The sequence below is a fragment of the Enterococcus sp. 22-H-5-01 genome (assembly GCF_050310005.1).
In the GTDB taxonomy this organism is placed as follows: Bacteria; Bacillota; Bacilli; order Lactobacillales; family Enterococcaceae; genus Enterococcus_A; species Enterococcus_A hailinensis.
The window spans coordinates 1,614,982-1,641,359 of sequence record NZ_CP189993.1; the positions used below are offsets into that span (position 1 = coordinate 1,614,982).

At 36.3% G+C, this 26,378-nt stretch carries 29 protein-coding genes; 7 read left to right on the forward strand and 22 right to left on the reverse strand.

Annotated features, from left to right (window positions below; genetic code table 11):
* Positions 1 to 76 precede the first annotated feature (76 nt).
* Both ACQKTA_RS08180 and ACQKTA_RS08185 read right to left on the reverse strand, forming a co-directional pair.
* Entirely contained in the window at positions 77 to 1,876 is a 1,800-nt protein-coding gene (locus ACQKTA_RS08180; RefSeq protein ID WP_427813399.1) for a glycerophosphoryl diester phosphodiesterase membrane domain-containing protein, read from the reverse strand.
* 51 nt (positions 1,877 to 1,927) lie between these two features.
* A complete protein-coding gene (locus tag ACQKTA_RS08185) occupies positions 1,928 to 2,884 on the reverse strand; it encodes a cation diffusion facilitator family transporter (RefSeq protein ID WP_332579882.1) in 957 nt (318 codons plus the stop codon).
* A gap of 137 nt (positions 2,885 to 3,021) precedes the next feature.
* Here ACQKTA_RS08185 and ACQKTA_RS08190 point away from each other — a divergent pair, with 137 nt between their 5' ends.
* Positions 3,022 to 3,393 (forward strand): TIGR02328 family protein, encoded by a 372-nt coding sequence (locus ACQKTA_RS08190; RefSeq protein WP_332579883.1) that lies wholly within the window; start codon positions 3,022 to 3,024, stop codon positions 3,391 to 3,393.
* On the opposite strand, the gene ACQKTA_RS08195 is transcribed toward ACQKTA_RS08190, so the two are convergent.
* Together ACQKTA_RS08195 and ACQKTA_RS08200 are read right to left on the reverse strand one after the other, a co-directional pair.
* Positions 3,374 to 4,129: a TIGR03915 family putative DNA repair protein gene (locus ACQKTA_RS08195; RefSeq protein ID WP_427813400.1), complete on the reverse strand. Its 756-nt coding sequence runs from the start codon at positions 4,127 to 4,129 to the stop codon at positions 3,374 to 3,376. The two genes, ACQKTA_RS08190 and ACQKTA_RS08195, sit on opposite strands and share 20 nt — an antisense overlap.
* Positions 4,129 to 5,430, reverse strand: coding sequence for a putative DNA modification/repair radical SAM protein (locus ACQKTA_RS08200; protein WP_427813401.1), 1,302 nt, complete (start codon positions 5,428 to 5,430; stop codon positions 4,129 to 4,131). Before ACQKTA_RS08200 ends, ACQKTA_RS08195 begins: the two co-directional genes overlap by 1 nt.
* A 165-nt stretch (positions 5,431 to 5,595) precedes the next feature.
* Here ACQKTA_RS08200 and ACQKTA_RS08205 point away from each other — a divergent pair, with 165 nt between their 5' ends.
* Positions 5,596 to 5,811, forward strand: coding sequence for a zinc ribbon domain-containing protein (locus ACQKTA_RS08205; protein WP_332579886.1), 216 nt, complete (start codon positions 5,596 to 5,598; stop codon positions 5,809 to 5,811).
* Between the two features lie 36 nt (positions 5,812 to 5,847).
* Here ACQKTA_RS08205 and ACQKTA_RS08210 read toward each other — a convergent pair whose 3' ends face one another.
* Both ACQKTA_RS08210 and ACQKTA_RS08215 read right to left on the reverse strand, forming a co-directional pair.
* The gene (locus ACQKTA_RS08210; protein WP_427813402.1) at positions 5,848 to 6,162 is read right to left on the reverse strand and encodes a hypothetical protein; all 315 of its coding nucleotides are present in this window, start codon (positions 6,160 to 6,162) and stop codon (positions 5,848 to 5,850) included.
* Positions 6,163 to 6,311: 149 nt separating this feature from the next.
* Positions 6,312 to 7,151 (reverse strand): aldo/keto reductase, encoded by an 840-nt coding sequence (locus ACQKTA_RS08215; protein ID WP_427814529.1) that lies wholly within the window; start codon positions 7,149 to 7,151, stop codon positions 6,312 to 6,314.
* Between the two features lie 172 nt (positions 7,152 to 7,323).
* On the opposite strand from ACQKTA_RS08215, the gene ACQKTA_RS08220 reads away from it, so the two are divergent.
* A complete protein-coding gene (locus ACQKTA_RS08220; protein WP_332579888.1) occupies positions 7,324 to 7,602 on the forward strand; it encodes a hypothetical protein in 279 nt (92 codons plus the stop codon).
* Between the two features lie 34 nt (positions 7,603 to 7,636).
* Here the strand turns inward: ACQKTA_RS08220 and ACQKTA_RS08225 are convergent, their stop codons facing one another.
* The 3 genes from ACQKTA_RS08225 to ACQKTA_RS08235 all read right to left on the reverse strand — a co-directional run bounded on the left by ACQKTA_RS08225 (position 7,637) and on the right by ACQKTA_RS08235 (position 9,976).
* Complete coding sequence (locus ACQKTA_RS08225; protein ID WP_427813403.1) at positions 7,637 to 8,017, reverse strand: MmcQ/YjbR family DNA-binding protein; 381 nt, start codon at positions 8,015 to 8,017, stop codon at positions 7,637 to 7,639.
* Between the two features lie 82 nt (positions 8,018 to 8,099).
* On the reverse strand, positions 8,100 to 9,476 hold the full coding sequence (locus ACQKTA_RS08230) for an MATE family efflux transporter (RefSeq protein ID WP_407856744.1): 1,377 nt from the start codon (positions 9,474 to 9,476) through the stop codon (positions 8,100 to 8,102).
* Between the two features lie 80 nt (positions 9,477 to 9,556).
* Positions 9,557 to 9,976 carry a MarR family winged helix-turn-helix transcriptional regulator gene (locus ACQKTA_RS08235; protein WP_427813404.1) on the reverse strand — a complete coding sequence of 140 codons (420 nt, stop codon included), beginning with the start codon at positions 9,974 to 9,976 and terminating at the stop codon, positions 9,557 to 9,559.
* A 326-nt stretch (positions 9,977 to 10,302) separates the two neighbouring features.
* On the opposite strand from ACQKTA_RS08235, the gene ACQKTA_RS08240 reads away from it, so the two are divergent.
* Positions 10,303 to 10,848 carry a hypothetical protein gene (locus tag ACQKTA_RS08240; protein WP_427813405.1) on the forward strand — a complete coding sequence of 182 codons (546 nt, stop codon included), beginning with the start codon at positions 10,303 to 10,305 and terminating at the stop codon, positions 10,846 to 10,848.
* 94 nt (positions 10,849 to 10,942) lie between these two features.
* Here the strand turns inward: ACQKTA_RS08240 and ACQKTA_RS08245 are convergent, their stop codons facing one another.
* The 4 genes from ACQKTA_RS08245 to ACQKTA_RS08260 form a co-directional block, all read right to left on the reverse strand.
* Entirely contained in the window at positions 10,943 to 11,593 is a 651-nt protein-coding gene (locus ACQKTA_RS08245) for an HI_0552 family protein (RefSeq protein ID WP_427813406.1), read from the reverse strand.
* Positions 11,594 to 11,699: 106 nt separating this feature from the next.
* Positions 11,700 to 13,256, reverse strand: a complete 1,557-nt coding sequence (locus ACQKTA_RS08250; RefSeq protein ID WP_427813407.1) for a hypothetical protein — start codon at positions 13,254 to 13,256, stop codon at positions 11,700 to 11,702.
* 307 nt (positions 13,257 to 13,563) lie between these two features.
* Positions 13,564 to 13,875 (reverse strand): hypothetical protein, encoded by a 312-nt coding sequence (locus ACQKTA_RS08255; RefSeq protein WP_332579896.1) that lies wholly within the window; start codon positions 13,873 to 13,875, stop codon positions 13,564 to 13,566.
* A gap of 2 nt (positions 13,876 to 13,877) precedes the next feature.
* Positions 13,878 to 14,828, reverse strand: a complete 951-nt coding sequence (locus ACQKTA_RS08260) for a helix-turn-helix domain-containing protein (RefSeq protein WP_427813408.1) — start codon at positions 14,826 to 14,828, stop codon at positions 13,878 to 13,880.
* A gap of 146 nt (positions 14,829 to 14,974) precedes the next feature.
* Here ACQKTA_RS08260 and proC point away from each other — a divergent pair, with 146 nt between their 5' ends.
* Positions 14,975 to 15,790, forward strand: a complete 816-nt coding sequence (proC, locus tag ACQKTA_RS08265; RefSeq protein WP_427813409.1) for a pyrroline-5-carboxylate reductase — start codon at positions 14,975 to 14,977, stop codon at positions 15,788 to 15,790.
* Positions 15,791 to 15,858: 68 nt separating this feature from the next.
* On the opposite strand, the gene ACQKTA_RS08270 is transcribed toward proC, so the two are convergent.
* From ACQKTA_RS08270 to ACQKTA_RS08280, 3 genes are all read right to left on the reverse strand, one after another.
* The gene (locus tag ACQKTA_RS08270; RefSeq protein ID WP_427813410.1) at positions 15,859 to 17,583 is read right to left on the reverse strand and encodes an ABC transporter permease/substrate binding protein; all 1,725 of its coding nucleotides are present in this window, start codon (positions 17,581 to 17,583) and stop codon (positions 15,859 to 15,861) included.
* Positions 17,576 to 18,781: a quaternary amine ABC transporter ATP-binding protein gene (locus tag ACQKTA_RS08275; protein WP_427813411.1), complete on the reverse strand. Its 1,206-nt coding sequence runs from the start codon at positions 18,779 to 18,781 to the stop codon at positions 17,576 to 17,578. Before ACQKTA_RS08275 ends, ACQKTA_RS08270 begins: the two co-directional genes overlap by 8 nt.
* A 199-nt stretch (positions 18,782 to 18,980) precedes the next feature.
* On the reverse strand, positions 18,981 to 19,619 hold the full coding sequence (locus tag ACQKTA_RS08280; RefSeq protein ID WP_427813412.1) for a GntR family transcriptional regulator: 639 nt from the start codon (positions 19,617 to 19,619) through the stop codon (positions 18,981 to 18,983).
* A 274-nt stretch (positions 19,620 to 19,893) separates the two neighbouring features.
* On the opposite strand from ACQKTA_RS08280, the gene ACQKTA_RS08285 reads away from it, so the two are divergent.
* Positions 19,894 to 21,069, forward strand: coding sequence for a NupC/NupG family nucleoside CNT transporter (locus ACQKTA_RS08285; RefSeq protein ID WP_427813413.1), 1,176 nt, complete (start codon positions 19,894 to 19,896; stop codon positions 21,067 to 21,069).
* 42 nt (positions 21,070 to 21,111) lie between these two features.
* On the opposite strand, the gene ACQKTA_RS08290 is transcribed toward ACQKTA_RS08285, so the two are convergent.
* The 6 genes from ACQKTA_RS08290 to rbsR form a co-directional block, all read right to left on the reverse strand.
* On the reverse strand, positions 21,112 to 21,414 hold the full coding sequence (locus ACQKTA_RS08290) for a DUF5960 family protein (RefSeq protein ID WP_427813414.1): 303 nt from the start codon (positions 21,412 to 21,414) through the stop codon (positions 21,112 to 21,114).
* A 61-nt stretch (positions 21,415 to 21,475) separates the two neighbouring features.
* A complete protein-coding gene (locus ACQKTA_RS08295; RefSeq protein ID WP_427813415.1) occupies positions 21,476 to 21,877 on the reverse strand; it encodes a hypothetical protein in 402 nt (133 codons plus the stop codon).
* Between the two features lie 94 nt (positions 21,878 to 21,971).
* Positions 21,972 to 22,859: a ribose/proton symporter RbsU gene (gene rbsU / locus ACQKTA_RS08300; RefSeq protein WP_427813416.1), complete on the reverse strand. Its 888-nt coding sequence runs from the start codon at positions 22,857 to 22,859 to the stop codon at positions 21,972 to 21,974.
* A 29-nt stretch (positions 22,860 to 22,888) separates the two neighbouring features.
* The gene (rbsD, locus tag ACQKTA_RS08305) at positions 22,889 to 23,284 is read right to left on the reverse strand and encodes a D-ribose pyranase (protein ID WP_427813417.1); all 396 of its coding nucleotides are present in this window, start codon (positions 23,282 to 23,284) and stop codon (positions 22,889 to 22,891) included.
* Positions 23,281 to 24,207, reverse strand: coding sequence for a ribokinase (gene rbsK / locus ACQKTA_RS08310; protein ID WP_427813418.1), 927 nt, complete (start codon positions 24,205 to 24,207; stop codon positions 23,281 to 23,283). Before rbsK ends, rbsD begins: the two co-directional genes overlap by 4 nt.
* A gap of 106 nt (positions 24,208 to 24,313) precedes the next feature.
* Positions 24,314 to 25,306 carry a ribose utilization transcriptional repressor RbsR gene (gene rbsR, locus ACQKTA_RS08315; RefSeq protein WP_427813419.1) on the reverse strand — a complete coding sequence of 331 codons (993 nt, stop codon included), beginning with the start codon at positions 25,304 to 25,306 and terminating at the stop codon, positions 24,314 to 24,316.
* A gap of 134 nt (positions 25,307 to 25,440) precedes the next feature.
* Here rbsR and ACQKTA_RS08320 point away from each other — a divergent pair, with 134 nt between their 5' ends.
* Positions 25,441 to 26,367 carry an alpha/beta hydrolase gene (locus ACQKTA_RS08320; RefSeq protein WP_427813420.1) on the forward strand — a complete coding sequence of 309 codons (927 nt, stop codon included), beginning with the start codon at positions 25,441 to 25,443 and terminating at the stop codon, positions 26,365 to 26,367.
* Positions 26,368 to 26,378: the final 11 nt, after the last annotated feature.

The following is a 26,378-nucleotide window of genomic DNA, read 5'->3' on the forward strand; positions in this document are numbered from 1 at the left end:
ACCATAGAGCAATAGGCTATTCGAAAAGCTTTTGAGAAAACTCTATGTAAATTTAATGAATTTTTGAAGTACGATATTAATTTTCGCTACTCCTAGCATTTAGTGCCGGTAAACGGTTGATATAGATTTCAATTCGTTTTGCATAAGATGGTTTTTGCTCATAAATACTGATTTCTTCTTTCAGCATTTTTAAATTGTCCGTCACGATGCCATTAACATTCAACGCAATCATTCGATCCATACCATCCCTACTATTGACCGTCCAAGCATAAACACCTTTATGCTCTTGATGGGCCTGTTGGATAAAATTACTCGTTAGTGTCGTCTCTTCCATCGTATAGGCGTTCGCTGGAGTTTGTGGGAATACTAAATTATACGGCAATACATAACTGACATACAACTTAGGCGCCTTTTCTTTTAATTCTTTTACAACATCATAATCTAATGAATGAATCTTATGATGATATTCTAAAATCATTGATTGATACTTGGTGATGAAATTATCGATCATCTCTTTGGAATCTGCTGAAGTGACCTTAATCTCAATTAATAATTTTTGCTGATGGCGGTTTGCAAAGGCCACATAATCATCAAAACTGGCGACAGACGCTACATGACCATTCTCAGTCGCATATAAATCTTGTAATTCAGCTAGGGTTAGATCATGAGTCGTCTTATTGACCCCAGTTAATTTTTTCAAATTGATATCATGCATCACTACAAACTGGTGATCTTTGGTTTCTTGAATGTCCATTTCGATATAATCAGGCTTTTCTTTAATCGTAGCGGCCATCGCTGGAATCGTGTTTTGAACACCATTTCCATTATCTACCCCTCGATGGGAAATCGTTAACGGTTCTGATTCTCCTACTCCTGCCAGATACAGAACATTATTGAAAAGAAGTGAACCGCCCAAAATAATACAGACGATTCCCGCAGCCAATCTTGTCCAAAAACTAGGATGGATCATCTGTAAAGGCCGCTCACCGCTAATGATCAAAGGATGAAACTTTTGTACTAAAATACTGAAATAGAGAACAGTCGCCCAGGCTAACATTAATTGGCTGAAAAATTGGATACTGGTCAACGTGACCATCGCGCCAACCGCTGGAATTGGGCGCGGAAATAAATCTAAAATAGATTGGAAAATGTAGCTGATACCATAACCGATATAGGATACACCGGTTAAAATAAGAGTTAATATAAAAATACGCCACGCATAGTGCCAAAAACGTCGATACGTTAATGCTAAACTTTTAGTAATTGCTTGTTTAGGGCGTTCATTTGAAAAAATCATTTGAGGTAACACAAATAACAAACGAACTCCTACGTACCAAACTAAAAGTGAACCAACTGATAACAAAAGTGAAATCCACATATTTTCGTTTAAGTAGTCGATAATAAACACCGGAATCGTTACCTTACTCAAAAGTGGGGTACGAAAAATAGCATTAGCAAACGGTAAGATCATTAAAAAATAAAACAGAAAGAATACAAACGTCATTGGACGTAATTTTCGCATTTGATAAATTGATTGCTTCAATACTTCCCATAAAGAAGCTTCGCTCTTCGTTTGAATGCTTCGTATACCAAATAATTGAAACGTGAATTGTAAAAATACTAGGGCAAAAATCAAGGCTAATAAAAACAGCAAAGCAATGAGTACCGCTGGATGTTTAGTTAAAATTGTTAAAATATTCGTATTGGAAACATAGGGAATATTGCCTCGCTTTAAGATAAATGCCGTCAAAAATTGAAAAAGCGGGATCACTATGATTTCTAACACAATATTGGTTCCAACAATTAATAAAATATAACTACCCCAATGACGCAAAAACTCACGTGAATAAGTAAAGAAAAAGCGCAATGAAGACATTGTTAACACCTTCTTTCAAAAAGTAGATGAATAAAAATCGGACACAAAAAATTACGTGTCCGATTGTACTTGTCGTTTTTGATCATATTCTGGATCAAATTCGTCCGTTTCAATATAAATATAAGCTTTCTTATCTGGTAACGCTCTGCGGATGACTCGCTCAATATCATTAACTACATCATAACTGACGCCTTCATAAGCGTCTATGATATCGATCTTAGCTGCGATCATAACCTCTGTTGGTCCTAAGTGAACTGTTTTAATATCGATCACTTTCTTGACTTCATTTCGTTTAAATGCATCTTTGATTTTTTCCAAGTCCGCTTTAGATACACTTTCACCAATGATGAGACTATAAAACTCACGAGCTAAAAAGATCGAAGCAAATAACAGCATCATCCCGATAAATAAACCACTCAATGCATCAAAGACCGGATTTCCAGTGAACATTGTTAATAATGTTCCGATGATCGCTAATACTAAACCAATCACGGCACAAAAATCCTCTGTAAAAATAATCAAGATCTCACTGTGGCGACTTTCTTTCAAAAATTTAAACAGTGGTAAATTTTCTGTGTTCAATTCATGGATTTCTTTGACTGCGACCCGTAGAGAACTCCCTTCAATCAAAATCCCAAAAACTAAAATTCCCAATACGATCAATGGGTTAGTTACTTCATGACTGGGATGAAATAATTTTTCGACTGCTTCCCAGATACCTAAAGCTCCACCGCCAAAGAACAACATTGTTGCAACGATCGTACTGAAGAAATATTTTGCTCGACCTTCACCAAATTGATGCAACTCACTTTGCCCTCGCGCTGCTTGACGATCACCAAACAACAATAAGATTTGGTTGCTGCAGTCTACCACGCTATGAATACTTTCATTCATCATAGCAGCACTGCCACTGATCATAAAACCAACAAATTTACTGACTGCTACTAATATATTGGCAAAAAGAGCTGCAATTACTGCGGTCGATCCTTTTGTTTTTTTCTCTTCCATTCCATTCACCTACTTCCTAATCACTCCTATTATAAAACAGATCTTATAAATCATGAAAGTAAATCTCTCAAGCAAATCATTCGTCAATAGATAATATTTATGAAAAAATTAGTTACATACAGATTGGAGGAACCACCATGCGTCTTTGGCACGAAAAACTGATCCCATTTTTACCTCGCCAACAGTTATTGGGTCAACATCGCGAAGCCGCAGCTTTAAGAGGGAAAGGCTGGGGAAAAAAACACGCAACCGTTGACTATGTCTTTACCCATCCCTACTATAAATTATTTCAATTTCACTTATTGGTCCTTGAAGAAATGCTTCGACGAGGCTATTCTCCGGATCCTTTGTGGTTTGATCCACTTTATCGCGGCAAGCACCTCGAACCTTTGACCCAAATCACTGTTTTACCGATCACTACACCACTTTATCCTGAACATGATGAGGCTTATTTAGAAGAATGTCTCTTGAACTTAGCCAAAAAAGGAATCATCTTGCCGGAAATTTGAATTCAGTCATATTTTCACGATAACGGAGGGGCAAATGATTTCTTTGATTTTTCAAATCGGTTCTTTCGTCAATCGTCACAGCTTTCAAAAAAGTTTTCCATTGTTGTTCTATTATTTGTTCTTCCTGCGAACGAGCTATCTCTGGACAAGTTGCTTGTTCTAATAAATGAATCTTTCCGTGATCGATCATAGCCAATAATCGATGTGTAGTGTCATAAAGCATGATTTTTTCTTGCGGATAACGTTCAGCAAAATGAGGACAAAGATAGGGTAAGACATAATTTTTAGGACTAATCTGGCTAAATAACACTGCCCCGACTGCTTCAAAACGAACAAATCCGGTAAACGCATGTGTTTCACTTAATAAGGTTCGGATACTTTTCTGCAAAGCTAGGATCGAAGGGTGTCCCAAATGGTTTTCCAATAAATCTGTCGTCTGTAAAGCAATCTCAATGGCATCTAACAAATAACGTTCTTTCCCTTCTAAGGAAGCATAAAAACCTTGTTGAATAAATTGATAATTTTCAGTTCGAAGTCGCTGGATTAATCGATGATAGATTTTAGTTCCCCGATCCTTGTCTGTTTTGATCCATTCTGAATAGAATAGATTTTCAACAGAATTTCCCGTTGATACGATCACAGCCGGAAATTTTTTTTCACGAAAACCTCGATCAACAATTGTCAAAAAACCTAGAAAGCTGCCGTCATATTCCCATTGTGCCTGGGTTTCTTCCATTATGCTCCTCCTTTTTTTGCATGCTCAAATCGTTCCACATCAAATAATGTCAATTGCTCATACATAGATTGCGTATTGAATTGCTTTAATGTTTCATATTGTTTAGAAGAGATCAAAGAAGCAATGACCCATTCGGGATCGTTGATTAATCCTGAAGGTCTTTCTTGATTACAAGTAATGAAATACTGTGCTCGTTTGATAACAATCCCTAATTTTTTTAAATCAACTAGATGGAGCCGATAATATTTACGAGCTTTTAGAATATTTTGTGCACTTTTAGGACCGATCCCTGGTACCCGCAGCAATTGATCATAACTAGCCGTTTGCACATCGACAGGAAAAAACGGATAATTTTGAACTGCCCAATTCACTTTAGGGTCTAAATAGAGATTAAAATTCGGTTTTTCTTCTGATAAAATCTCATCTGCGCTAAATTTATAATAGCGTAGTAACCAATCTGCTTGGTACAAGCGATGCTCTCGTAACAACGGCGGCTCGCTTGTTACAGCTGGTAATAAATTATCGTGATTCACAGGAATATAAGCAGAGTAATAGACCCGTTTCAATTGATACTTTTGATACAAGTTTTCTGATATTTTTACGATCGAACGATCACTTTCCGGACTAGCCCCAATAATCATCTGTGTTGATTGACCAGCTGGAACAAACTTAGATCCCTGTTGGATGGTTGGCAGTAATCCTTGTTCTTTTTTTATTGTTGTAATTTGTTTCATTGGTTTATATAAATCAAATGGATCTTTATCAGGAGCCAGTAATTTTAAGCTTTCCTTTGATGGTAATTCAACATTCACACTCATTCGATCTGCTAAAAAGCCCAATTCTTCGATGAGTGTTTCATCAGCACCGGGGATTGCTTTAACATGGATATAGCCACGAAATCCTTTTTCTTCGCGCAATATTTTTAGTGTTTTCACTAGTAGTTCACACGTATAATCAGGATTTTTAATAATGGCAGAACTTAAAAATAAACCTTCGATATAATTTCGGCGATAAAAATCAATCGTTAAGTCTGCAACCTCTTGCGGCGTAAAAGTCGCTCGAGGAATCTCATTTGATTTACGATTAATGCAGTAATGACAATCAAAAATACACGCATTCGTAAATAATAATTTTAAAAGCGATACGCAACGACCATCTGGAGTAAATGAATGACAGATACCTGAAATCTTTGTACTTCCAATTGACCCCGTTCGTTTATTTTTTTCTACCCCGCTACTGGAACAAGAAACATCGTATTTGGCCGCTTCTGCTAAAATCTCAATTTTTCTTTCTAATTCCATTGGAAACCGCCTCTCTTGAATCGAACATACGTTCTTATTTAATCAGATAAAAAGTGATCTGTCAAAAATAATTTCAAGAGATACTCCTAAAGACGGATGTTGCCTTCTATAAAATTGCTATAATTCAATCAATGACTGGTTCAAATCATTTAAGGAGGGAAAATGATGGAAAGAAAGCAATACATTTGTGATAAGTGTGGGAATCAACACTATGTTTCGGATCAATTCCAAGCGACTGGCGGAAATTTTGCCAAAATATTTGATGTCCAAAACAAAAAATTTACAACGATCAGTTGTACACGTTGTGGCTATACTGAACTTTATCGTAGCCAAAATTCTAATGGCTGGGATATCTTAGATTTCTTAATGGGCGGCGGCTAAACTAAAACCAGCGTATCCTTTTAGCGATACGCTGGTTTATTTTTCAAAATAAGCGGTCCAAGTAATACCATCAGACTCGGATCGCCCGCCAACAAATTCTTTTTTTGTAGTCTTGTGAGTAAAAGGTGCTTCTTCTGTTAAATCAGCTTTCATTTCTGAATAATTCGGGTAGATTACCGCATTCAATTCGTTGAGATTTCTATTCGTAAAAAAATCGTAGTGATGTTCAACTGATGATGCTGCTGTAAAATCAGATGTTTCATTATCTTCTACCTTTCCTGTTTGAATAAACAAAAAGAAGACTAGCACTATGGCTATCAAAGAAATTATTATTCCATATTTTCTTTTCACGGCATCCTCCATAACTTATTTAGTTACTTTCAGTATGCCATACTCCGAAATAATTTTATATAAAAAAGATTAATAAATTATTTTTATTGTTTTAACCGTAAAAATAACAAAAAAAGACTGGAAATCATTTTTGATTTCCAGTCTTTTTCTTAGTCAAACTCTTCATATTCATTTGGATCTTGTCCATCTATTCGACCATCTGTTTTTTCTAATTTATTGATTGCTTCAATTTCAACTGGTGTAAGTTCAAAATCAAAAATAGCTAGATTATCTCGTTGATGTTCTAAGTTTCTTGATTTAGGAATTGGGATGATTGCTCGTTGGTAATGCCAACGCAAAATAATTTGAGCTGGATTCTTACCATATTTTTCAGCCAATTCTGTAATCGTCGATTCTTTTAGCGCATCACTTCCACGGCCTAAAGGACTCCATGCTTCCGTAATGATTCCACGCTTTTTATTTTCTGCTAGCATCCGTTCTTGGACCCAGTAAGGATGGATTTCGATTTGATTGACAGCAGGTGTAACTCCCGTTGCGTCAATAATTTTATCTAAATGCTCTGGTTCAAAATTCGATACACCGATTGAGCGGATCAAACCAAGATTTTTAGCAGTTACTAGTGCTTTCCAAGCTTCAACGTATAGCCCACGTTTAGGTAATGGCCAATGGATCAAATATAAATCAAAATAATCTAGTCCCATTCGGAACAAAGATTCTTGGATCATCATCAAAGCATCCTCATAGTGATGATACTTGCCCGGTAATTTTGTTGTTACAAAAAATTCAGAACGAGGAATTCCTGAGCGACGGATAGCCTCTCCGACGATTCCTTCACTGTCATAATTTGTTGATGTATCCAATAGACGATAGCCGTCTTGGATCGCAGTCAACACTTGATCTACTCCTTGCCCTCCACGGATTTGGAACGTACCTAGACCAATCGTTGGAAAATGGTGACCATCATTCAATGTTATCAATGGTGCTTTCATCATTAAATTCCTCCTTCATTTTTTCCTGTTTCGTTATCAACCATACCACCAAGTTCTTTGTCTTGTTAAGTAGTCTGCTCAATTGATCGATAAATTATTTCTAAAATCTACAGAAAAATCTCTTAGGAACAGGTATACTACCAATGAAAGCCAGATAGAGGAGAAGATTATAGTGGATTCAATTATTTGTATTTTATTAGGAATGATTTTTGCGAATGGAATTCCTCATTTTACTAAAGGAATTACTGCTGAACGTTGGGATGTTCCTTGGAAAAAGCCGGCTTCAGCACCGACAAACGTTTTATGGGGTGTTACCAATTGGTTGATCGTTGTCATAATCTATGCCTTGATCAATCCTGAATTCAATAGTTTTGATGCTGCATGTTTCTTCATCGGCATGGGAATCACCGGTTATTTTTTAGCACTACATTGGTCAGAAAAAAAGAACTAAGAAAAAAAGCTGTTGGATTTTTCCAACAGCTTTTTTAGTGAATCTCAGCTTGTTGTTTCTTCGTTAATTTTTGATAGACCAATTGATACGACCGTTGAATCAAAAACTGAATTGCTTCATCATCTAAGTCTAAACTAGCCAACTTGATTGAGTTCCAATGATTTTTATTTGTATGATATCCCGGTAAGATGGTCTCAGGATACATTTCGCGAAGCTCCTCATTTACTATTGGCAAATTTTTTAGTGTGATCATTGCTTGGTTTTCAGCTTGATGATTCATCAGACCAAACATTTTTCCTTGTAAATCAAAGTAAAAGACATTCCAATCTGCTCGAAAATAAACGGTCGCGCCAGTCAAAGATTCTCCAAATGCTTTAAATTTTTTGATTCGCTGTTGAATATCCGTAGATTCCATCGAATCACCTTTTTCTGATTTTCTTTTGATTATACCTTATCTGCTAAATAAAGAACCAGCCAAGGCGGCTGGCTCTACTTTTTTATTGTTCTTGCATCGCAGGTAATTCATCTTTATTTAGTTTGTTCAAGTAAGGGACCATCATAACTGCTCCCGCTACAAAAGCGATGCCTTCGGTGATAGTCATTGACCAGATCAAACCATCTAATCCATAAAAATGATGCAACAATAAAACAACTGGAATGAAGAAAGTTCCTTGGATCGTTGACATTACACCGGTTTGGGCTCCAAAACCTGAAGCTTGGAAGATCCCAGTAAATAAGCCAGAAAAACCATTAAAGACGGATGAAATCAATTGTGCAGCTAAAATCGTCAATCCAACTTGAATGACTCTTGGATCACTAGTAAATAATCCTAAAACCGGCACTCGAAAAACATAAACGATCAGTGCAAAGAGAATAGAAATTCCACCGATCCATAATGAAACTTCTCTCAACGCTTCTTTTAATCGTTTCGTGTTATGCGCTGAGAAACTATAGGCAAATAATGGCATTGCACCTAAAAATAGACCCATAGTCAAAAATTCTGGTAATTGCGTAATCCGAACGGCGATTCCAAAACTGGCTACTACGTTATCGCCATATTCAACAGAGAAATTATTTAGTAATAAGGTAGTGACGATCATAAATGCTGATTTGAAGATTTCAGAGATACCAATTTTGTAAACTTCTAATTGATCTTTGATTGAAATCCGAAAATGCTTTAGGAACCCTTTCAAAGACTCACTTTTTGTTTCTAAAAACCAAACATAATATGCAGTAGCTGCTAAATTAGCAAGAACCAATGAGATACCAGCTCCGATGACATGCAAGTTAAATACTAAGATCAATAAAGCGTCTAAAATAATGCTGACCGCAACACTGATAAACATGCCATACATTGATTCTTTTGAAGCTCCTTCTGAACGAACTAATTGTTCTAAACCAAAGTTCAAAATCATACCAAATCCGCCCGCAAATAAAATTGTTGAATATTGTTTAGTATAAATTAACGTTTGACCATCTGCTCCAAGCAAGTGGACAAAAGGCGTCATAAAAATCATTGCTAAAATAGCAATAATGATTCCAGCGATAATACTCATATAAAAAGAGTAACCCGCAACTTTTTTACCTTTTTCTTTATCCCCACTCCCAAGTAAACGTGTGATAAATGTTCCGCCACCAACACCAAAAACATTTCCGACAGCCATCAAAATAATCGTGATCGGCATGGCTAATGTAATAGCTGACATCATATTCGTATCATGGATCAAGCCGATGAAATACGCATTGATCAAATTATAAATAGTTGTCGCTGAGATTCCTACCATCATCGGGATCGATAGATGAGCGATTGCCTTTCGGATTGGACTTTCTTTTAAGTAATAAATATTTGATTCGTTTGTTTCAAATTCTTCCATGATAATTCCTTCTTTTATTAGATTTATAAATATTAGAATTCTAACTATTTAGCCGCAAACAGACCACTCCTGTTTGCTACTTAGAGACTATCGTCAATTTTTTTTAACAAGTTGATAAGTTGCTGTTTTTCTTCCTCCGATAATGCATGCACCAATTCTTTTTCAGAATCATAAAACGCCTGATTGGTTTCATCGACTAATGCTTTACCTTTAGGGAGTGCATAGATATTTTTTTGCCGTTCATTATCAGCAGGAATGCGGCGCTCAATATAGCCTTTTTTTTCTAACCCTTGCAGCATACTCGTAATACTAGCGCTCCGACGTTGGAAAGCCTTAGCTAAATCATTTTGAATCAAACCTTTTTCTTCATATTGCGCAATATAAGAAATCATTCGGCCTTGTTGAGGGCTGACATCCATATCTTTGACACGTTGGCTCATTGATTCACGTGATTTATACATGATCGAACGTAGTAAACTTGAAACAATCATTCTTTCCATAAAAATCCCTCCTTGCTAAATGTTAGATATCTAACTGTTCGAACAGAATATACACGCTAGACAAAAGAATGTCAATAAAAAATACTTAATTTCTAATATTTAGATTTCTAATAATAGAATTACTAAACTTTGATACGCTAAATTTAACTTACTATAAATTAGAAAAAAATACTTAATTACTTTTAAATTAAATTAAGCATGTTATAGTATCATTTATTCTTTTTTTTACATTATCATAATTAATTTTATAGTATCATCTAATTATAAAAGCGCTTTAAAAGTTTGCTGGTATAACATTTAAGTGCTGAAAATTGGGAGGATATAGAATGAAAAAATTTATCAAATTAGGAATGGTATTAACTTTAGGTCTGTTCGTCACAGGGTGTAGTGGTAATGACTCGTCAGAAACGATCAGTAGTCAGTCAAAAACGATTGAGTCACTGAAACTGTCTAATGAAGAGCTGAATACTACCGTCTCTTCTTTAGAAAAAACAGTTGAATCTTTTGAAAAAGATAAACCAGCAGATGAAACTGCTAAAAAGGATAAAGAAGAACAACAGCGAAAGGAACAAGAAGCAAAAGCTGCAGAAGAAAAACGAATTTTGGAAGAACAGCAAGCAGCTAAATTATCCGAAGAGCAACGAATAGCTCAAGAAACAGCTGCTTCAAAACAAGCAGCTGAAATTCAAGCACAACAAAATCAGCAACAAACAACTCAAGTAGTTGCAGAGCCCTCACAAGGTCAAACCGTCTATGTCACGGCTACTGGCAGCAAATATCATACGCATAAATGTGGAAATGGCACCTACACTCCAGCTACTTTGGAAGAAGCCCAAGCACGTGGGCTGACAGCTTGCTCAAAATGTTACTAATATAAAAAAGGAAGGACTAAAAGCCTTCCTTTTTTATATACCTCTATTAATAATCAATTTCACTACTTGATTATTAAGTAATACACTTCTCTTCTTACTTCACAGCTAAGTATAATGGCACTAATTCTTGAAGTGTTTGACTAACTATTTCTTCAATCGCTGGGGGCGTGTTTGTTTTAAAGAATAATTTACCTAATTGAAAGCTACGACCTTCCAAAGATTGTTCCAGCTTTGATGGCTGCTCAGGATCTGCTAAAAATTCTTTTAATGATAAATGATCTGTTAGTTCATGTTCTACTTGCGGCCAAATATAATAATCATCTACCGTAATTGTAGTACTCCATTCTTTGATTTGTTCCAGTAATTCATTATAGCGAATCAAACTTCCTGGGCGTTCGTCACTTTTATAATGTTGAAACATCAGATAAATCTGAATTTGTTTTTTGTTTAATAAAATTGCTAAACATGCATTTTGATTCGGGTGCTGAGGGTCTCGGTAGGCACTCCAAAAATGATTTCTTAAATTCCACCCATTCGTCCAACTCTCGATTTTCGGTTTTTCCATCCGAAGATCCTTGGGTAATGATTGTGCAACTACTAATTGTAATTTTTTCCACTTTTGCCAATGCTCTTTGTAGACTTGTTTTATTTGATCCAGCTCTTCACCAGTATATTGCTCTTTTAATTGTTTAAACGTATAGCTCTCTCGATCAAGGACTTGAAAGTCACTTTCCAACAATTCCATAATCAACCTTCTTTCTATCCGTCCCTATTGTACGTATTCTTTATTCGTTATTCAAACAAAAAAAGGCGTTACTCCTACACTGAGCAACGTCTTTTTATAAAAATTTTCAATCTGAATTCTCTACCTGTGACAACTGTTCTGAGAATTGCCAAGTTTCTCCGTTATCAGAAGACTGGTATAAACAAGCGAACATTTTTCCTTGATCGATGCCACTTGTCTTTACTAGATAAAACTTAGTTTCTAATTGATTAGAACTAACTTGGGTCACTTCATTTGGTGATTGAAACAAGTCTAATCCTCCAGTCGCGTATTCTGTTGGAATCGTAACAACGGCTTCTTTAAATGAACTGCCGCTATTATTTGTGTAATATAATTTCTCACGTGTAGAAACAAATGCTAACGTTGAGTTAACAAAACTGACATTTTGAACTGGTTGATTGATCATAGTTCCGTTTCCTTTAGACCAAGTTTTTCCGTAATCATTGGTTTGATAGATTTCTAAACCTTCTGAAGACATTTCTGGTGACATCGTTGAGTATACAAGTATACCGCTCCCATCTGCAAAAAATTGAGCTTTTCGATAACGGATACGTTGTGCAGAATTAGAGATTAATGCTTTATCCCACGTTTTCCCATTATTTTTAGACGTTAAAAAATATAGATTTTTGTCGTCATCAGAATAAATAAACCACGAAAAATCAGCAGAAATATTATACGACTTGTCCATCCAATAACCGATTGGTATCTCTCCAGACGTTAATGTATAACTACCTGTTCGTAACCAGTCTGGTTTTAATGGGACAAAAATCCACGAATTCCCACTATCCGTCGTCATATACAACTCGTTCGTTTGCTGGTTTAACTTCAACTGATTTGTTTGATCTGTTTTAGTAGTTGGAGCCTTGCCTTGTTGTTCTAATAGATCAGATTGGTTTGTTGTTTGCTGAGTACTAGAAGATGTGTTGCCTGAAATCGGACTAGATGTGTTATTCAAATTACGATGATGATTTAAACCGTCATGGATAAAAACGCCGGCAGCACTAATAAAAACAATGGCCAGTAATGCAATCAGCCATTTCGAATCTAGTCCCCGTTGATTGGGGAAAGTCGCCGGCATTTTTGCTGGCTCAGCATCCAAAACAAACAACTGCAACGCAATAAAACCAAATCCTACCTGCTTTATCCCCATATAAATTATAGCTTCATCAAAAGTTGTTGCTAATTCAACACAATCTGATTTCGCCAATTTAATTTTAGGTCGGCCATTTTTTTCTGCTAAATAATAGGCATTGTTATCTTGATAAATAATCGGATAGCGACTGGCCTTTTGTACCATCCGTTCTAAAAAACGTTGAAAATTATAGCGAATTCGGATTCCTTGAAAAAGATTGGCTAAAAAAAAGAAGCCTATTATTGCTGTACCAACGGTCCCTAATACAAAAGAAAGATGATAAAATCCCCGTAACCAATATCCAGTATCAATCGAACGGACTCGGATCTGCAGATGTTGATACACAAACGTTCCAATTCCAAAAAATAGAACAGTTGTTAAGATTAAAAACAAGAAAGCAGTCAGCAAGTTTTTATACCGATTTTGTTTTGTTTGTTTATAGATCGGTTCTGCTGCAGAAAGTAACTCAATAATCAATAATTCTTGATCCATAAAATTCTCCTAGCAAATAAATGATTGTCGTTATTATCCTGCATAAAAAGTCCGATAGCTAGCTTTATTATGAAGATTTAAAAAAAAAGACCTAGAAAATTTCTAGATCTTCATCTTTATTAATATTAACGAAAAGCTTTAAAAATATAAATGATCCCTGTATAGTCGCCATTAGTCCGTACACAATAGACCGCTATGATAGGGAAAACATCTAAGGGAAATATCCTCAACCTATGTACTATTGCTATAAAGTTCTGCTCAATTTTTCCATCGACATTTAGGATTTTTACTCATCAATCACTTATAGTTATTCGTCTTCTTTTAGTAAATCTCTTAAAGAAAAACCATCAAATGTTTCACCATCATAATATTTCAATAATTGATCTGCAGTTAATAAAGAGGAAGTCATTTCCTCTTCTTTTTCTTCAACTAAATTCAAGGCAGCATACTCTTGGTATTGCTCTGCCAGTTGTCGATACAGCACTTTTTTTGAGGTGCCTTCTCCCGTAATAAAGGGTAGTTCTTTCAGATGGCCTCGATAAAAAGGCAAGTTGCCTTTCCATTCAATTGGTTGTTCTACGACGGTCAGGTGAACGTCAGCAAAGATATCTTCGTACATATTTAATCATCCTCTCTCAGTGTACGATATTGTCGAGGTGTCATACCTTCAACTTGTTTGAATCTACGATAAAAAAAAGCTTTGTCTTTATAACCAAGACGTTCAATAATTGCTTGTACCGTTAAATCGGTCTGAATCAAATAGTTCTTACATCGTTCAATTCGTTGGATCAAAACCCATTCCGTAAAAGTTTTCCCAGTCTTCTCTTTAAGCAAGCTAGATAAATAATTGGGATGAAAATGAAACTTATCTGCGAGTTCGTCTAATGTGACTTGTTCTAAACGTAAATCGATATATGCTACTAATTCTTTTGCTAGTTGCTGATTTGAAATAAAAGGATCCTTATCAATCAGACTTTGATATTCTACTTGGCTCATCTCAACGATCAGTAAAACAAAAGCGGCTTTAGTCACTTTATTATTAAAATAAGCCATTTTTACTACTTGTTTCAATAGTAATAACAGATAAAAATGAAGATCGACTTGGTTAGAAAAATCGTAAACTAAATAGCGGCTGATTCCACTAAAATCTTGGCTCAATGCATCCACAAAAAAACGATATAGTAAAGGTTCCTCCACAAATTGACTCAATAATGAAGCACTAAAATAGTTTGGTTTAAAATAAAAAATGACTACTTCTGTTGTAGTTGAACTAACGTAAGAAAAGCTGGTATCTCCGTTTGTGACAATCATCCCTTGAGCTAATAAAGTGCTTTTTTTATCATTGAGCTGATAGGATATTTCCCCTTTAATCACATATAAAAGACGAATAAATCCTTTTCTAACTACTATTTTTTCAGTCGTTTTTCTGGTAACAAACGCAGCGATCTCTCGTTGCGAATTCTCTGAAAAATATTGGACTTCATCATCCAGCTGATATTGATGCGTTAGATAACAATCCAGGTTAGCTAAAAATTCATAAAAGGCTGCAGATTGATCTATACTCATGCTCATTCTTTCTCTCCTTAAAATCAGACACTTTTTACTTTGGCAAAACTATTTTAAAATATAGCAGATAAAACTATAATCTATCTATTGATTGTATCATTTCTTATGTTTATTTACATTTGATTTAGACACCTTTAGGAGGAAGAACGATTATGAAAATTGGATTTATCGGGGCTGGTAATATGGCTAGCGCAATTATTGAAGGAATCCTTCAACAACATTTTAGTCACCCACAAGATATCTATTTATACGATATTTCAATCGAAAAAGCTCAATCTTTTGCTAAACAGAAAGAAATTCAAGCAGTAGCTGATTTACAAGCATTGATCCAAAAAGTTGATACCGTCATCTTAGCGGTTAAGCCCAATGTTGTTCAAGAAGTATTATTAGCTGCTAAAACCTCCATCTTGGAAACTCAGCCTTTGATCGTTTCCATCGCTGCTGGAACAAGTACGGAAACACTTTATGAGAACTTTCAAACTAACGAAGCTGTTAGAATTATTCGTGTAATGCCGAATATGAATGCTATGGTAGGATCTGGTGCAGCAGCTGTTTGCAAAAACGAGTATGCTTCAGAAAAGGACTTAAAGACGATTGTTGATCTGTTTAATGCTGTCGGAAAAGCGTGGCCGTTAGAAGAAAAATATTTTTCGATCTTCACTGCAATTGCCGGTAGCTCGCCTGCGTATACCTTCTTGTTTATCGATTCGATTGCTCGGGCCGCTGTGAAGAATGGGATGCCAAAAGACTTAGCCTTAGAAATTGCGACTCAAGCAATCTTAGGTAGCGCTGAAACGTTGGCTGACAGCCAAGAAAATCCTTGGACTTTGATTGATCGAGTCAGCTCACCTGGCGGTACAACAGTTGCTGGAATCGTTGAATTAGAAAACAATACCTTTATCTCAACCGTTATTAAAGGAATCGATGCCACGATTAAAAAAGATCAGGAATTGAATAAAAAAGATTAGCCAGATAAAAAACACCCTTCAAAGATGGACGAATCTCTTCGTTCCACTTTGAAAGGGTGCTTTTTATCTTATTTTTTCCATTCTTCGACTTCATTTTGGTGGTCTTTGATCCAGTCTTTTGCAGCTTGGGAAGGATCTTTCCCTTCATTGATTGCTAACATGACGCTTTCCATATCTTTTTGGTTCCAATGGAATTTATCTAAGACTTTATAAGCTTCAGGCTGATCTTTTTCTAAGCCTTTGCGTGCCATTGTATGGATCGATTCTTCAGAACCCATTGCTCCCTTTGGATCTTCTAAATATTTTAAACCATATTTAGCAAACATCCAATGCGGAGACCAACCAGTGATAACGATTGGTTCTTTCTTTTTAATGGCTTGACCTAATGCAATCGTCATTGCCCCAGATGAAGAAGTTGAGACTTTCCAGTCAGCTAGATTAGGATACGCTTTAAGTGTATTTTCTGCCGCATTCACAACACCTGCTCCTGGTTCAATACCAGTAATGGTTTTCTTTGCTTGATCAGATAGATCTTCGATTGAATTGACATCCATGTAATCCGGTACAACAAGGCCGACTTTAGCGCCTTTTAAGTTGACACCTAAATCATCGACTTGATCTTTGTATTGTGCATACTGAGCTTGATGTGTATTTGGCAACCATGCCGCTACCATCGCATCGGATTCACCTTTAGCTACCGATTCCCACATGATTGCATTATCTAATGGTGTCATATTGACTTTATAGCCCATCTCTTTTAAAACTTCCCCCACTACATGGGTAGATGCAACTTCTGTATCCCATTCAACATAAGTAAGATTGATTGTTCCTTTATTTTTTTCAGCTGCTCCGCCAAAACCAAAAGAAGCGACAACTACGATCACAGCTATAATGCCTGCTGCGATTCCTATTTTTTTCTTCTTCGCTTTTGGCATTTTTTGACTTGCTTGTTGTTTAGGTTTATTCAAGTTTTGAGTGAAACGATCGATAATGATCGCTAAAATAACTAATGCTAAACCATTAACAAAGCCATTCCCCACTTGAGCTCGTTGCAAGGCAGAAAGCACGCCACGACCCAAACCAGGTGCACCGATCATTGAAGCGATGACTACCATTGATAATGCCAACATCGTGGTTTGATTGATCCCTGCTAAAATCGTACTCTTAGCTAATGGCAATTCTAATTTAAATAATTTTTGTTTACCTGTTCCGCCAAACGAATCAGACGCTTCGACCAATTCTTTAGGAATTTGACGAATCCCTAAATTTGTAAATCGGACGGTTGGCGGCAAGGCAAAGATTACTGAGGCAAAAACCCCTGGTACCATTCCGATACCGAAGAACGCAACAGCCGGAATCAGATATACGAATCCAGGCATAGTTTGCATGAAATCCAAAATGGGGGTGATAATTTTTTTGGCTGTTTCATTTTTAGCCATCAAGATGCCTAAAGGCACACCAATGATGATCGACAATAAACTTGATAGAACGACTAATGTAATGGTACTCATCAAGTCTGTCCACAATCCCTGATTATAAATAAACAATAAACCAATTAACGTAAAACTCGTTAGTCCCCATTTTTTATTCGAGATAAAAAAGGCAATAACTGTTAATACTAGAATAAATAGTAATGGTGGAATCATCGTTAATATACTAGTCATTCCATCCATCAAAAATTGGCCGCTATGCTGTAAGACTGAAAACAATCCTGCAAAAGTACTTGTCAGCCATTCTGTAAATCCTTCGACCCAATCAGCAATGGGCAAGGCTTTTTGTAAAATATTAGACATTTGCATTCACCTCTCCTGTTTCGATGTCTGTATCTGCTAAAGCTTCTAAGACACTTCCGCGGATGACAACCCCCACTAAGCGATCGTCTTCAACTACAGCAAGTGGTGCCGGTGAATCAAAAATCAAATTAAAGATATCAGTGACTAACATATCTTTAGGAATTCGACGAACATTCTTATCGATCACTTCTTTAAGTGTTAGATTATTTTTACGAGCTTCCAAAGCTTTTTCTGCAGTTAAACTACCTTTTAATTTTCGTTTGCGATCGACAGCTAATAACATGCTGACTTCTTCTTTACGCATTCGATTTAACGCTACATTTGGTCCGTCGACTTCAATATTAGTCGTGAAGGCCGGTACCATGATATTTTGTGCAGTCAATACTTTCGAACGATCGACATCTTCGACAAAGTCACGAACGTATTGGTTGGCCGGATGAGTCAAAATTTCTTCTCCCGTACCGATCTGCATGATCTGTCCATCTTTCATCAGAGCAATTCGATCGCCGATGCGCAACGCTTCATTCAAATCATGTGTGATAAAAATGATCGTTTTTTGGACGTTAGATTGTAAATCTAATAATTCATCTTGCATTTCCCGACGAATTAGTGGATCTAAGGCTGAAAAAGCTTCATCCATCAATAAGATTTCTGGGTCATTTGCTAGTGCTCGTGCTAAACCAACCCGCTGTTGCATTCCACCGGATAATTGATTTGGATATTGGTCTTTAAACGTTAATAGTCCTGAATTATCTAAGGCTTGTTCAGCCTTCGCTTGACGTTCAGCTTTTGGTACACCTCGTACTTCAAGTCCATATTCCGTATTTTCTAAAATTGTACGATGAGGAAATAAACCAAAATTTTGAAAAACCATATTGATTTTATGGCGGCGTACTTCACGCAAAGCCTCTTTATCCATCTTAGCGATATCTTCACCATCGATGTAGATCTCCCCTGAAGTCGGATCAATCAAACGATTCAACAAACGAATCATAGTCGATTTTCCACTACCAGAAAGACCCATAATGACGAATATTTCACCTTCGTTGACTTCAAAACTTGCATCATAAACCCCAACAGTTGCACCCGTTTTTTCTACGATTTCATTTTTACTGCGATTCTCTTGAATCATTTCAAGGGCTTGTTGCTGCTTCTTACCAAAAATTTTAGTTAGATGCTCTACCTTAACTTTACTCAAAAGATATCCTCCTTATTTTCTGTTTATAGTTCATTTCGTTTATTAAAAGAAACAAAACAATTATTTTTATAAAAGTGACCATACAACATTAACACCATGTGGTCACTTTGTCAAAAAAGATGATGAAAATTTTCTGCAAAAAAAAGATAATCTATCTATTCAAACAAAAAAACAGACCATCGTGATGGTCTGTTTTTTACTAATCATTAGGATAAAATAAATGTTGCATCCGTTGCAAGCCTAATTCATTTCCAACAAAAAACAACGTATCTCCAGCACAAATCTTGGCATAAGGTCCTGGTGAAAGTAACAATTCTTCTTTTTGTTGAATTGCAATGATCGTCGCCCCTGTCTCGTGCCAGATATTTAAATCATTAACGGTACTTTCTAAATGTGCAGCAGCTTTCGTTAAAGTCAATTCATAGGGAACGAACGGAGCTGCATTATGAACCCGTTTCGTTTGAGCCAATAATTGATTTAATAATTTACTCATAGCATCTAGTTCTTGGCGCTGATTATTAATGCTTTCTTGAATATCATTTTTGATTTCTTGAACTGATTGCACATCTTGATATTGTTCAAAGTATGCACGAGCTTTTTCTCTTGAAAGTACATATGCACCACTACCATGCCGAACTTCCATAATTTCAAGATCAACTAAGACATTGATCGCTTTGCGCGCTGTCTCGGGAGAAACATTAAAATTACTCGCCAACGTTGAGCGTGCATGGATTTTGTCGCCTACTTTATAACGCTGGTCTGCGATGCGTTCTGCTATTTCTACCGCTATTTGCTGGTATCGTGGAAGCATGACGTGTTTTTTATTTTCGCCTTCCATCACAAAGCCTCTTTTCCTCAAAATTCATTTTTAGCATAGCATATTTTTTTTAGAAAAGCTGTAATCATTCTGTGGAGATTTAAATGAAGTTGTTAGTGCTTTCGCTTTTAGAATTTATTCATATAAGTATTTTTCTGATATTTTTTTATCGCTTTTTATCAAAAAAAAGGCTAGACTAATTCAGATTATTTTTTATGGCAGCTCATACTGAGATAAAGATACTTATTTTTAGTTCATTGAAAAGCCATTCTAAAAAAAAAATAGGAGTGATTATTTGCATTTTTTAATCGGTATTATTGGTTTAGTTCTCGTTTTAGTATTAAGTTTTTTGATTAGTAATAATCGTAAAAAGATTCGTTATACACCACTTTTAGTGATGCTCGTCTTGCAATTTTTATTAGGATTTATTTTACTGCGAACTTCTGTAGGAACAAAAATCGTCGGTGGTTTGGCAAATGTCTTCGACGCACTATTAAGCTTTGCTGGATCAGGAGTGGATTTTGTCTTTGGAGGGATCGCTAATAAAGGCAGCTTCCCGTTCTTCTTAAATGTCTTGATGCCAATCGTATTTATTTCAGCAATTATTGGGATTCTACGTTATATCAAAATCCTACCGCTCTTCATGAAAGGCGTGGGGATCGTCTTAAGTAAAATCAACGGCATGGGAAAATTAGAATCTTACAATGGGATTGCTTCTGCTATTTTAGGTCAGTCTGAAGTCTTTATTTCTGTCAAAAAAGAATTGCCTACTATCTCTGAAAAACGTTTAACAACAATGAGTATCTCAGCCATGTCGACGGTATCGATGTCGATCGTTGGTTCTTATATGGCATTGATCCAACCGCGCTATGTTATTACGGCACTCGTACTTAATCTATTTGGTGGATTTATCATCGCTTCAATCGTTAATCCTTACCAATTAGAAAACGATGAATTAGTTATTGAAGAAGATAAAAATCAAACCTTCTTCCAAATGTTGGGCGAATATATTTTGGATGGCTTCCAAGTAGCAATTACAGTAGCAGCGATGTTGATCGGTTTTGTTGCTTTGATCGCGATGATCAACTTTATTTTTGCGAAAATAACTGGTTTAACATTCCAAGAAATTTTAGGCTATGTTTTTGCTCCACTAGCCTTTTTGACAGGTATACCTTGGAAAGAAGCTGTTCATGCCGGCAGCTTGATGGCCACAAAACTGGTGACGAATGAGTTCGTTGCCATGACTGAATTATCTAAAGGTACTTGGCATTTTTCAGCACGTACCACAGCAATTGTTTCTGTCTTCTTAGTCTCATTTGCTAACTTTTCTTCCATCGGGATCATCTCAGGTGCTATGAAAGGTCTGAATGAAGAAAAAGGAAATTTAGTTGCAAAACATGGATTAAAAATTCTTTTAAGTGCTAGTTTAGTCAGCTTTTTAAGCGCAATTATCACTGGTCTGATTTTTTAATAAAAAGACGTGAAAGAAAAATCTTTCACGTCTTTTTTATTTTTATAATTGTTCATCCTCGTACATTTCGTACTCATAAGGAGAGCCTTGATAGAAATACTGTTTGGAAACAGTCGCTTCGTTATCAGTCGCCATTAATTCTTTACGAAATGGGAAACGAACGGCATGACCTTTATTAGTTTGGTCGCCAGGTAAAATGTAGTACAATTCATCATTTGGTGTTGGTTGATTCAATTGATCCATCACTTCAGAGATTACTTGTTGTTCATCAATCGTTTGATTCTTTGCGACTCTTTTGTAGTCTTCTAAAAAGACCGCTTGTCCTTCAAAAAATATCATATCCATTTTTTCATCACCCTTTCCTTTTAACTGTACCATCTCTGAAGCATTTCCAAAACTAACACGCTTACTCGGCTAAATCTAAATGACCTGCGGGCGTTTGATACAGTGGCCAACTCCCCGCTAGTTCAACCCGAATCAACTGTAATTCAGGATATCCTTTGATCGCCGTCACAATTGAATCAATTAATTGTCCTTGTTTCATTAGATGATCTTGTGTGCCTAATAACTGATCCTGATCTAACTCACTGCGATACGTTTGATTTGCTTGCAAAATTTCATGGAAAGCCGCTTTAAATGAACGTTCAACTTTACGTGCCAATTTTGCTTCATTATCTGTCGTATAAGCTATTTGAGCTTTCTCGGCTGTGAACGTTAGGTACACTAATGGTACGGTAGATACTGGTTTTGTAGGAGACACATAATAAAATGCCTCTTCTAAAAGATCTAATGAAATCGTTAATTTCATAAATTCGCCCCTTTTCTGATGCAATTATAGCACTCAACCAATAATTCCTTCGAATAAAGTATTTCAATAAAAAAAAACGCCGATCGGCGTTTTTTTATATCATGACTGTCATTGTTGCGGCAACTAATATCAAAACTAATCCGATTATAGTAATCGTCATTTCTTTTTTTGTTTTCTTTTGTCCTAAGAACCAAATTCCAGTCAATGTGGCTAAGACAACTGACGTTTGCGACAAGATAAAACCAGTAGCTAATCCGTTCATATCAGGTTGAGCTGAGATCAAGTATGTCAATGCTGCAAAAGCAAAGAAGAAACCTGAGAAAATATGTTTATATGATACAACTTCTACGAAAGGTGATTTTTCTTTATCTTTCACTGTCAAAATCACAGAATAAACCACAGCAACAATGACCATCCCAATTGCTTGCGGTAAAAAGGCATGCATGCCGTCAATACTTGTAGCTTGAGGCGCAGCTGAGTATGCCCAATAACCAATTTCACCAAAAGCCAATAAAATTACCGCTTTTTTTAGTACACTAGCTTTTTCTTGTGTCTTTTCTTCTGACCAAACAGTCATCCAAGCACCTAAGATGATCAATACCAAAGCAAAAGCTCCGATTAATTTAGCAGTAGCTCCAGGCCAGTTGCCAAGAGCCAAAACGCCCCATAAAGACGCCCCTAACAACTGAAAAGCAGTGGTGATTGGCATTGCTCTTGATGATCCTACCAATGTAAATGATTGGAATGTAATGATTTGTGCAGTTGCCCAACCAATCCCTGAAAGAATTGAAAAGAATAAATCCATTCCTGTAGGAAAACTCATCCCATTCACTAACGCAAATACGATAGCGAAGATTAGAGTTCCTAAAGTAGATCCTAAAATCTGATTAACTGGCCGGCCACCGATTTTAGAAGCAATAGTTGGAAAAAGCCCCCAACCTAATAATGGACCCAATCCAATTAAAATTGCCGTTGCATTCATATAATACTTCCTCCTTGAGTTTTAAAAAATTAAAAGACGACGCCGCTTTCTAATAAGATATTAGCATAAGGGGTCATTTCACCAGTACGAATAAATGCTTTGCTATCATGTAAAGCAGCTTTCATATCTGTATGTGGGATAAAGGTAATCGGCATCTCAGGTAGACGTTCTTTGATTTGTTTCAACATCGCTGGATTTTCAGTTTTTATTTCTTCAGCTAAATAAATACGTTGGACTTCTAATTCTTCTAGTACATTATTTAATACGGCCATGAAACTAGGAATACCATTATCGACCGCCAAATCAATTTTTTCTGTTGTAGCAGGTACTGGCATGCCAGCATCGCCAATACTTAGTTGATCAAAGTGACCCATTTGAGCGATTACTCGTGAAATATCTGAATTAATTACTTTACCTTTTTTCATTTTGCTACTTCCTTTCTTTTATCCAATTCATTTTTATAAGGAATTGATGGTTGCGCACCAAAACGTTGGACGGTGATAGAAGATGCTTTGTTACCGTATTTGATGGCTTCTTCTAAATTACTGAAATCTTTTTCTAATATACTGCTCATCGCACCGATAAAAGTGTCACCTGCAGCCGTTGTATCAACGGCATTTACTTTAAACGCAGGAATAATACCACTACGGCCATTCACATCATAAAATGCGCCCTTACTGCCGATGGTAATAATTACTGCTTCAATTCCTAACTGATGTAGTGAATCAGCGGCAGCTTTTAGACTTGCTTCATCTGTTACTTTGATCCCAGTTAATATTTCTGTTTCTGTTTCGTTTGGTACGACCATATCTGTAACGGCTAATAATTCAGCAGGAACTTTTTCTAATGCAGGTGCTGGATTCAAAATTGTTTTTACCCCAGCTTCACGAGCAATTTTAAACGCCTCTACAGTACTTGCTAAAGTACTTTCAAATTGTGCTACTACAAAATCACTTGCTTTGATTACATCGGCATTTGCTTGAACTTGCTCAGGGGTGAAAGCATTGTTAGCACCCGCGTGAATCATAATACAATTTTCACCTTGATCATCTACTATGATATACGCTTGTCCAGTTGCTTGTTTTTCAAGAGTTTGAACGCCTGAAAGATCGATTCCTTCTTCTGAAAGAAGTTGATGCATCATTTCACCGGCTTCATCGTTTCCAATCGCACCAATAAAATTAGTTTTAGCTTCTGAACGCTTCGCTGCAACTGCTTGATTCGCACCTTTACCACCACCAGCTGAAAAAATTTCTTTAGTATGCATTGTTTCACCTGGTTTAGGCATTTGTTTTACACGAATCGTGCGGTCCAAATTGATACTACCAATAATTGTAATCGTATTCATTTTAGTCACTCCATTTCGTTTTCTTTAAAATTAAGCGGTTACTATTTTTAAAACGTTTTAGTAAAACGTTTTAATTCGACACCAAAAATATAGCACAGCTTGAAAGCTATTTCAAGTGTGCTGTTGAAAAACGTTTCTTTATTTGAACAGAAAGTTTTTTTTCTTCCCAATCTTTCTTTGGTTGATGAATTCTTTCCAACAACAGTTCCGCGGTTGTTTGCCCTAATTCATAGATTGGTTGTGCTACAGTCGTTAGTTGCGGCGTCATATATTCACACATATCTACATTGTCATAGCCGATCACACTATAATCATCGGGTATTATTTTACTTGTTTCTGCTAATCCTAGATAGATACCAAAAGCAATCTCATCATTGATTGCAAAAATAGCTGTAACTTCCGAAGCAATAATTGATTCGACTGCCTGTCGTCCACCTTCTTTTGAAAGCTCGCTATGAATTAAAAGAGGATTTGAAAAAATTTCGTTAAATCCTTTTAACCGGTTTTGAATATTTTCTGTAGCATCTTCGGGTAATACGACCGCGACTTTTCGATGTCCTAATTCATACAGATGTTCTCCTGCTATTTTCCCTCCTGCAAAATCATCCGTTAGTACTGCATCGCTAAACCCCTCTGCCTTTTTTTGATCTAGTACAATAAAAGGCAAATTCTTTTTCCGCAAAGTTTGGTTGATCGCTTGGTTGGAAATGGCAGAGCTTGCAATAATGTATCCATCTACTCCTCGCCGACTTAATTCTGCTAGATAATTGGTCTCTTTTTCCATATCCAAGTCCGCATTACATAACATCGTCACAAAATTTTCACGATATAACACACCCTCAATTCCACGGACTAACGTACTAAAAAAGGGATTGGTAATATCCGGTACTAACACACCGATCGTCTTGCTTTTCTTCATGATCATTCGACGAGCAAAATAATCAGGTTCATAATTAAATTCCTCTTTGGCTGCTAGTACTTTTTCTACCGTTTTCGGACTAAATTTTTGTGCATTTCCATTTAGAATCTGGGAAACAGTCGCAATCGAGACCCCTGATCGTTTCGCTACATCTTTGATCGTAATTTTTTTATTTTCCATTTAATTCGCTCCTGCTTTAAATTCTGTTTTATTCTCTCACGAAAGGGCTTGCCTGTAAACCAACCAAATCGCACACTTGCTATCATCACAAAATTTATCTATACTGCTTATGATATATTTATAGGAGTGAAATGATGAATAAAAAAACAAAAATTATCCTAGGGATTATTTTTATTATCCTTATTGCTTTAGCTTTTGCTGGAAACTATTTCTATTCATACGCTGTTGTCCCATCAAAGAAGGATTTTTTGTCTAATGGATCAAATAAAAAGTCTACGGAATTGATTGCTGCCGAAAATTGGTTTAATGACGAAAATAATCGTACCACTTGGCACTTAACGTCTAAAGATGATCTCAGATTATCTGCCTATTATTTACCGGCAGAAAAAGATCAACATAAAACAGCCATCGTGGCTCACGGCTATATGGGACAAGCTACCGATATGACTCAATATGCTAAAATTTATCATGATCTTGGTTATAATGTTTTGATACCTGATGCTAGAGGGCATGGGAAAAGCGAAGGTGATTACATAGGATTTGGTTGGCACGAAAGAAAAGACTATGTTCAATGGATCGATCAAGTAGTCGGACAAGATTCAAAATCAGAAATTGTTCTCCACGGTGTCAGTATGGGCGCAGCTACGGTCATGATGACCGGTGGCGAGCAACTACCAACCAATGTTAAAGCAATCATCGAAGATTGCGGCTATAGCTCAGTCAATGGCGAATTAACCTATCAATTGAAGCAACTCTTTAATTTACCAGCTTTTCCATTGATTCCTATTACTAGTTTAGTAACAAAAATTCGTGCTGGATACTTCTTTGGTGAGGCTGATGCTATTAAACAACTAAAGAAAAACCAGCTGCCGATGCTTTTTATCCATGGTGATAAAGACGATTTTGTTCCTTTCTCAATGCTGGATGAAGTCTACAATGCCACCAATGGACCAAAAGAAAAATATGTCGTCCACGGTGCTGGACACGCTGAATCATTAAGCAAAGATCCAGCTAACTATCAGAAAAAAATGACCGATTTTCTAGCAAAATATATAAAATAAAAAATTTAATA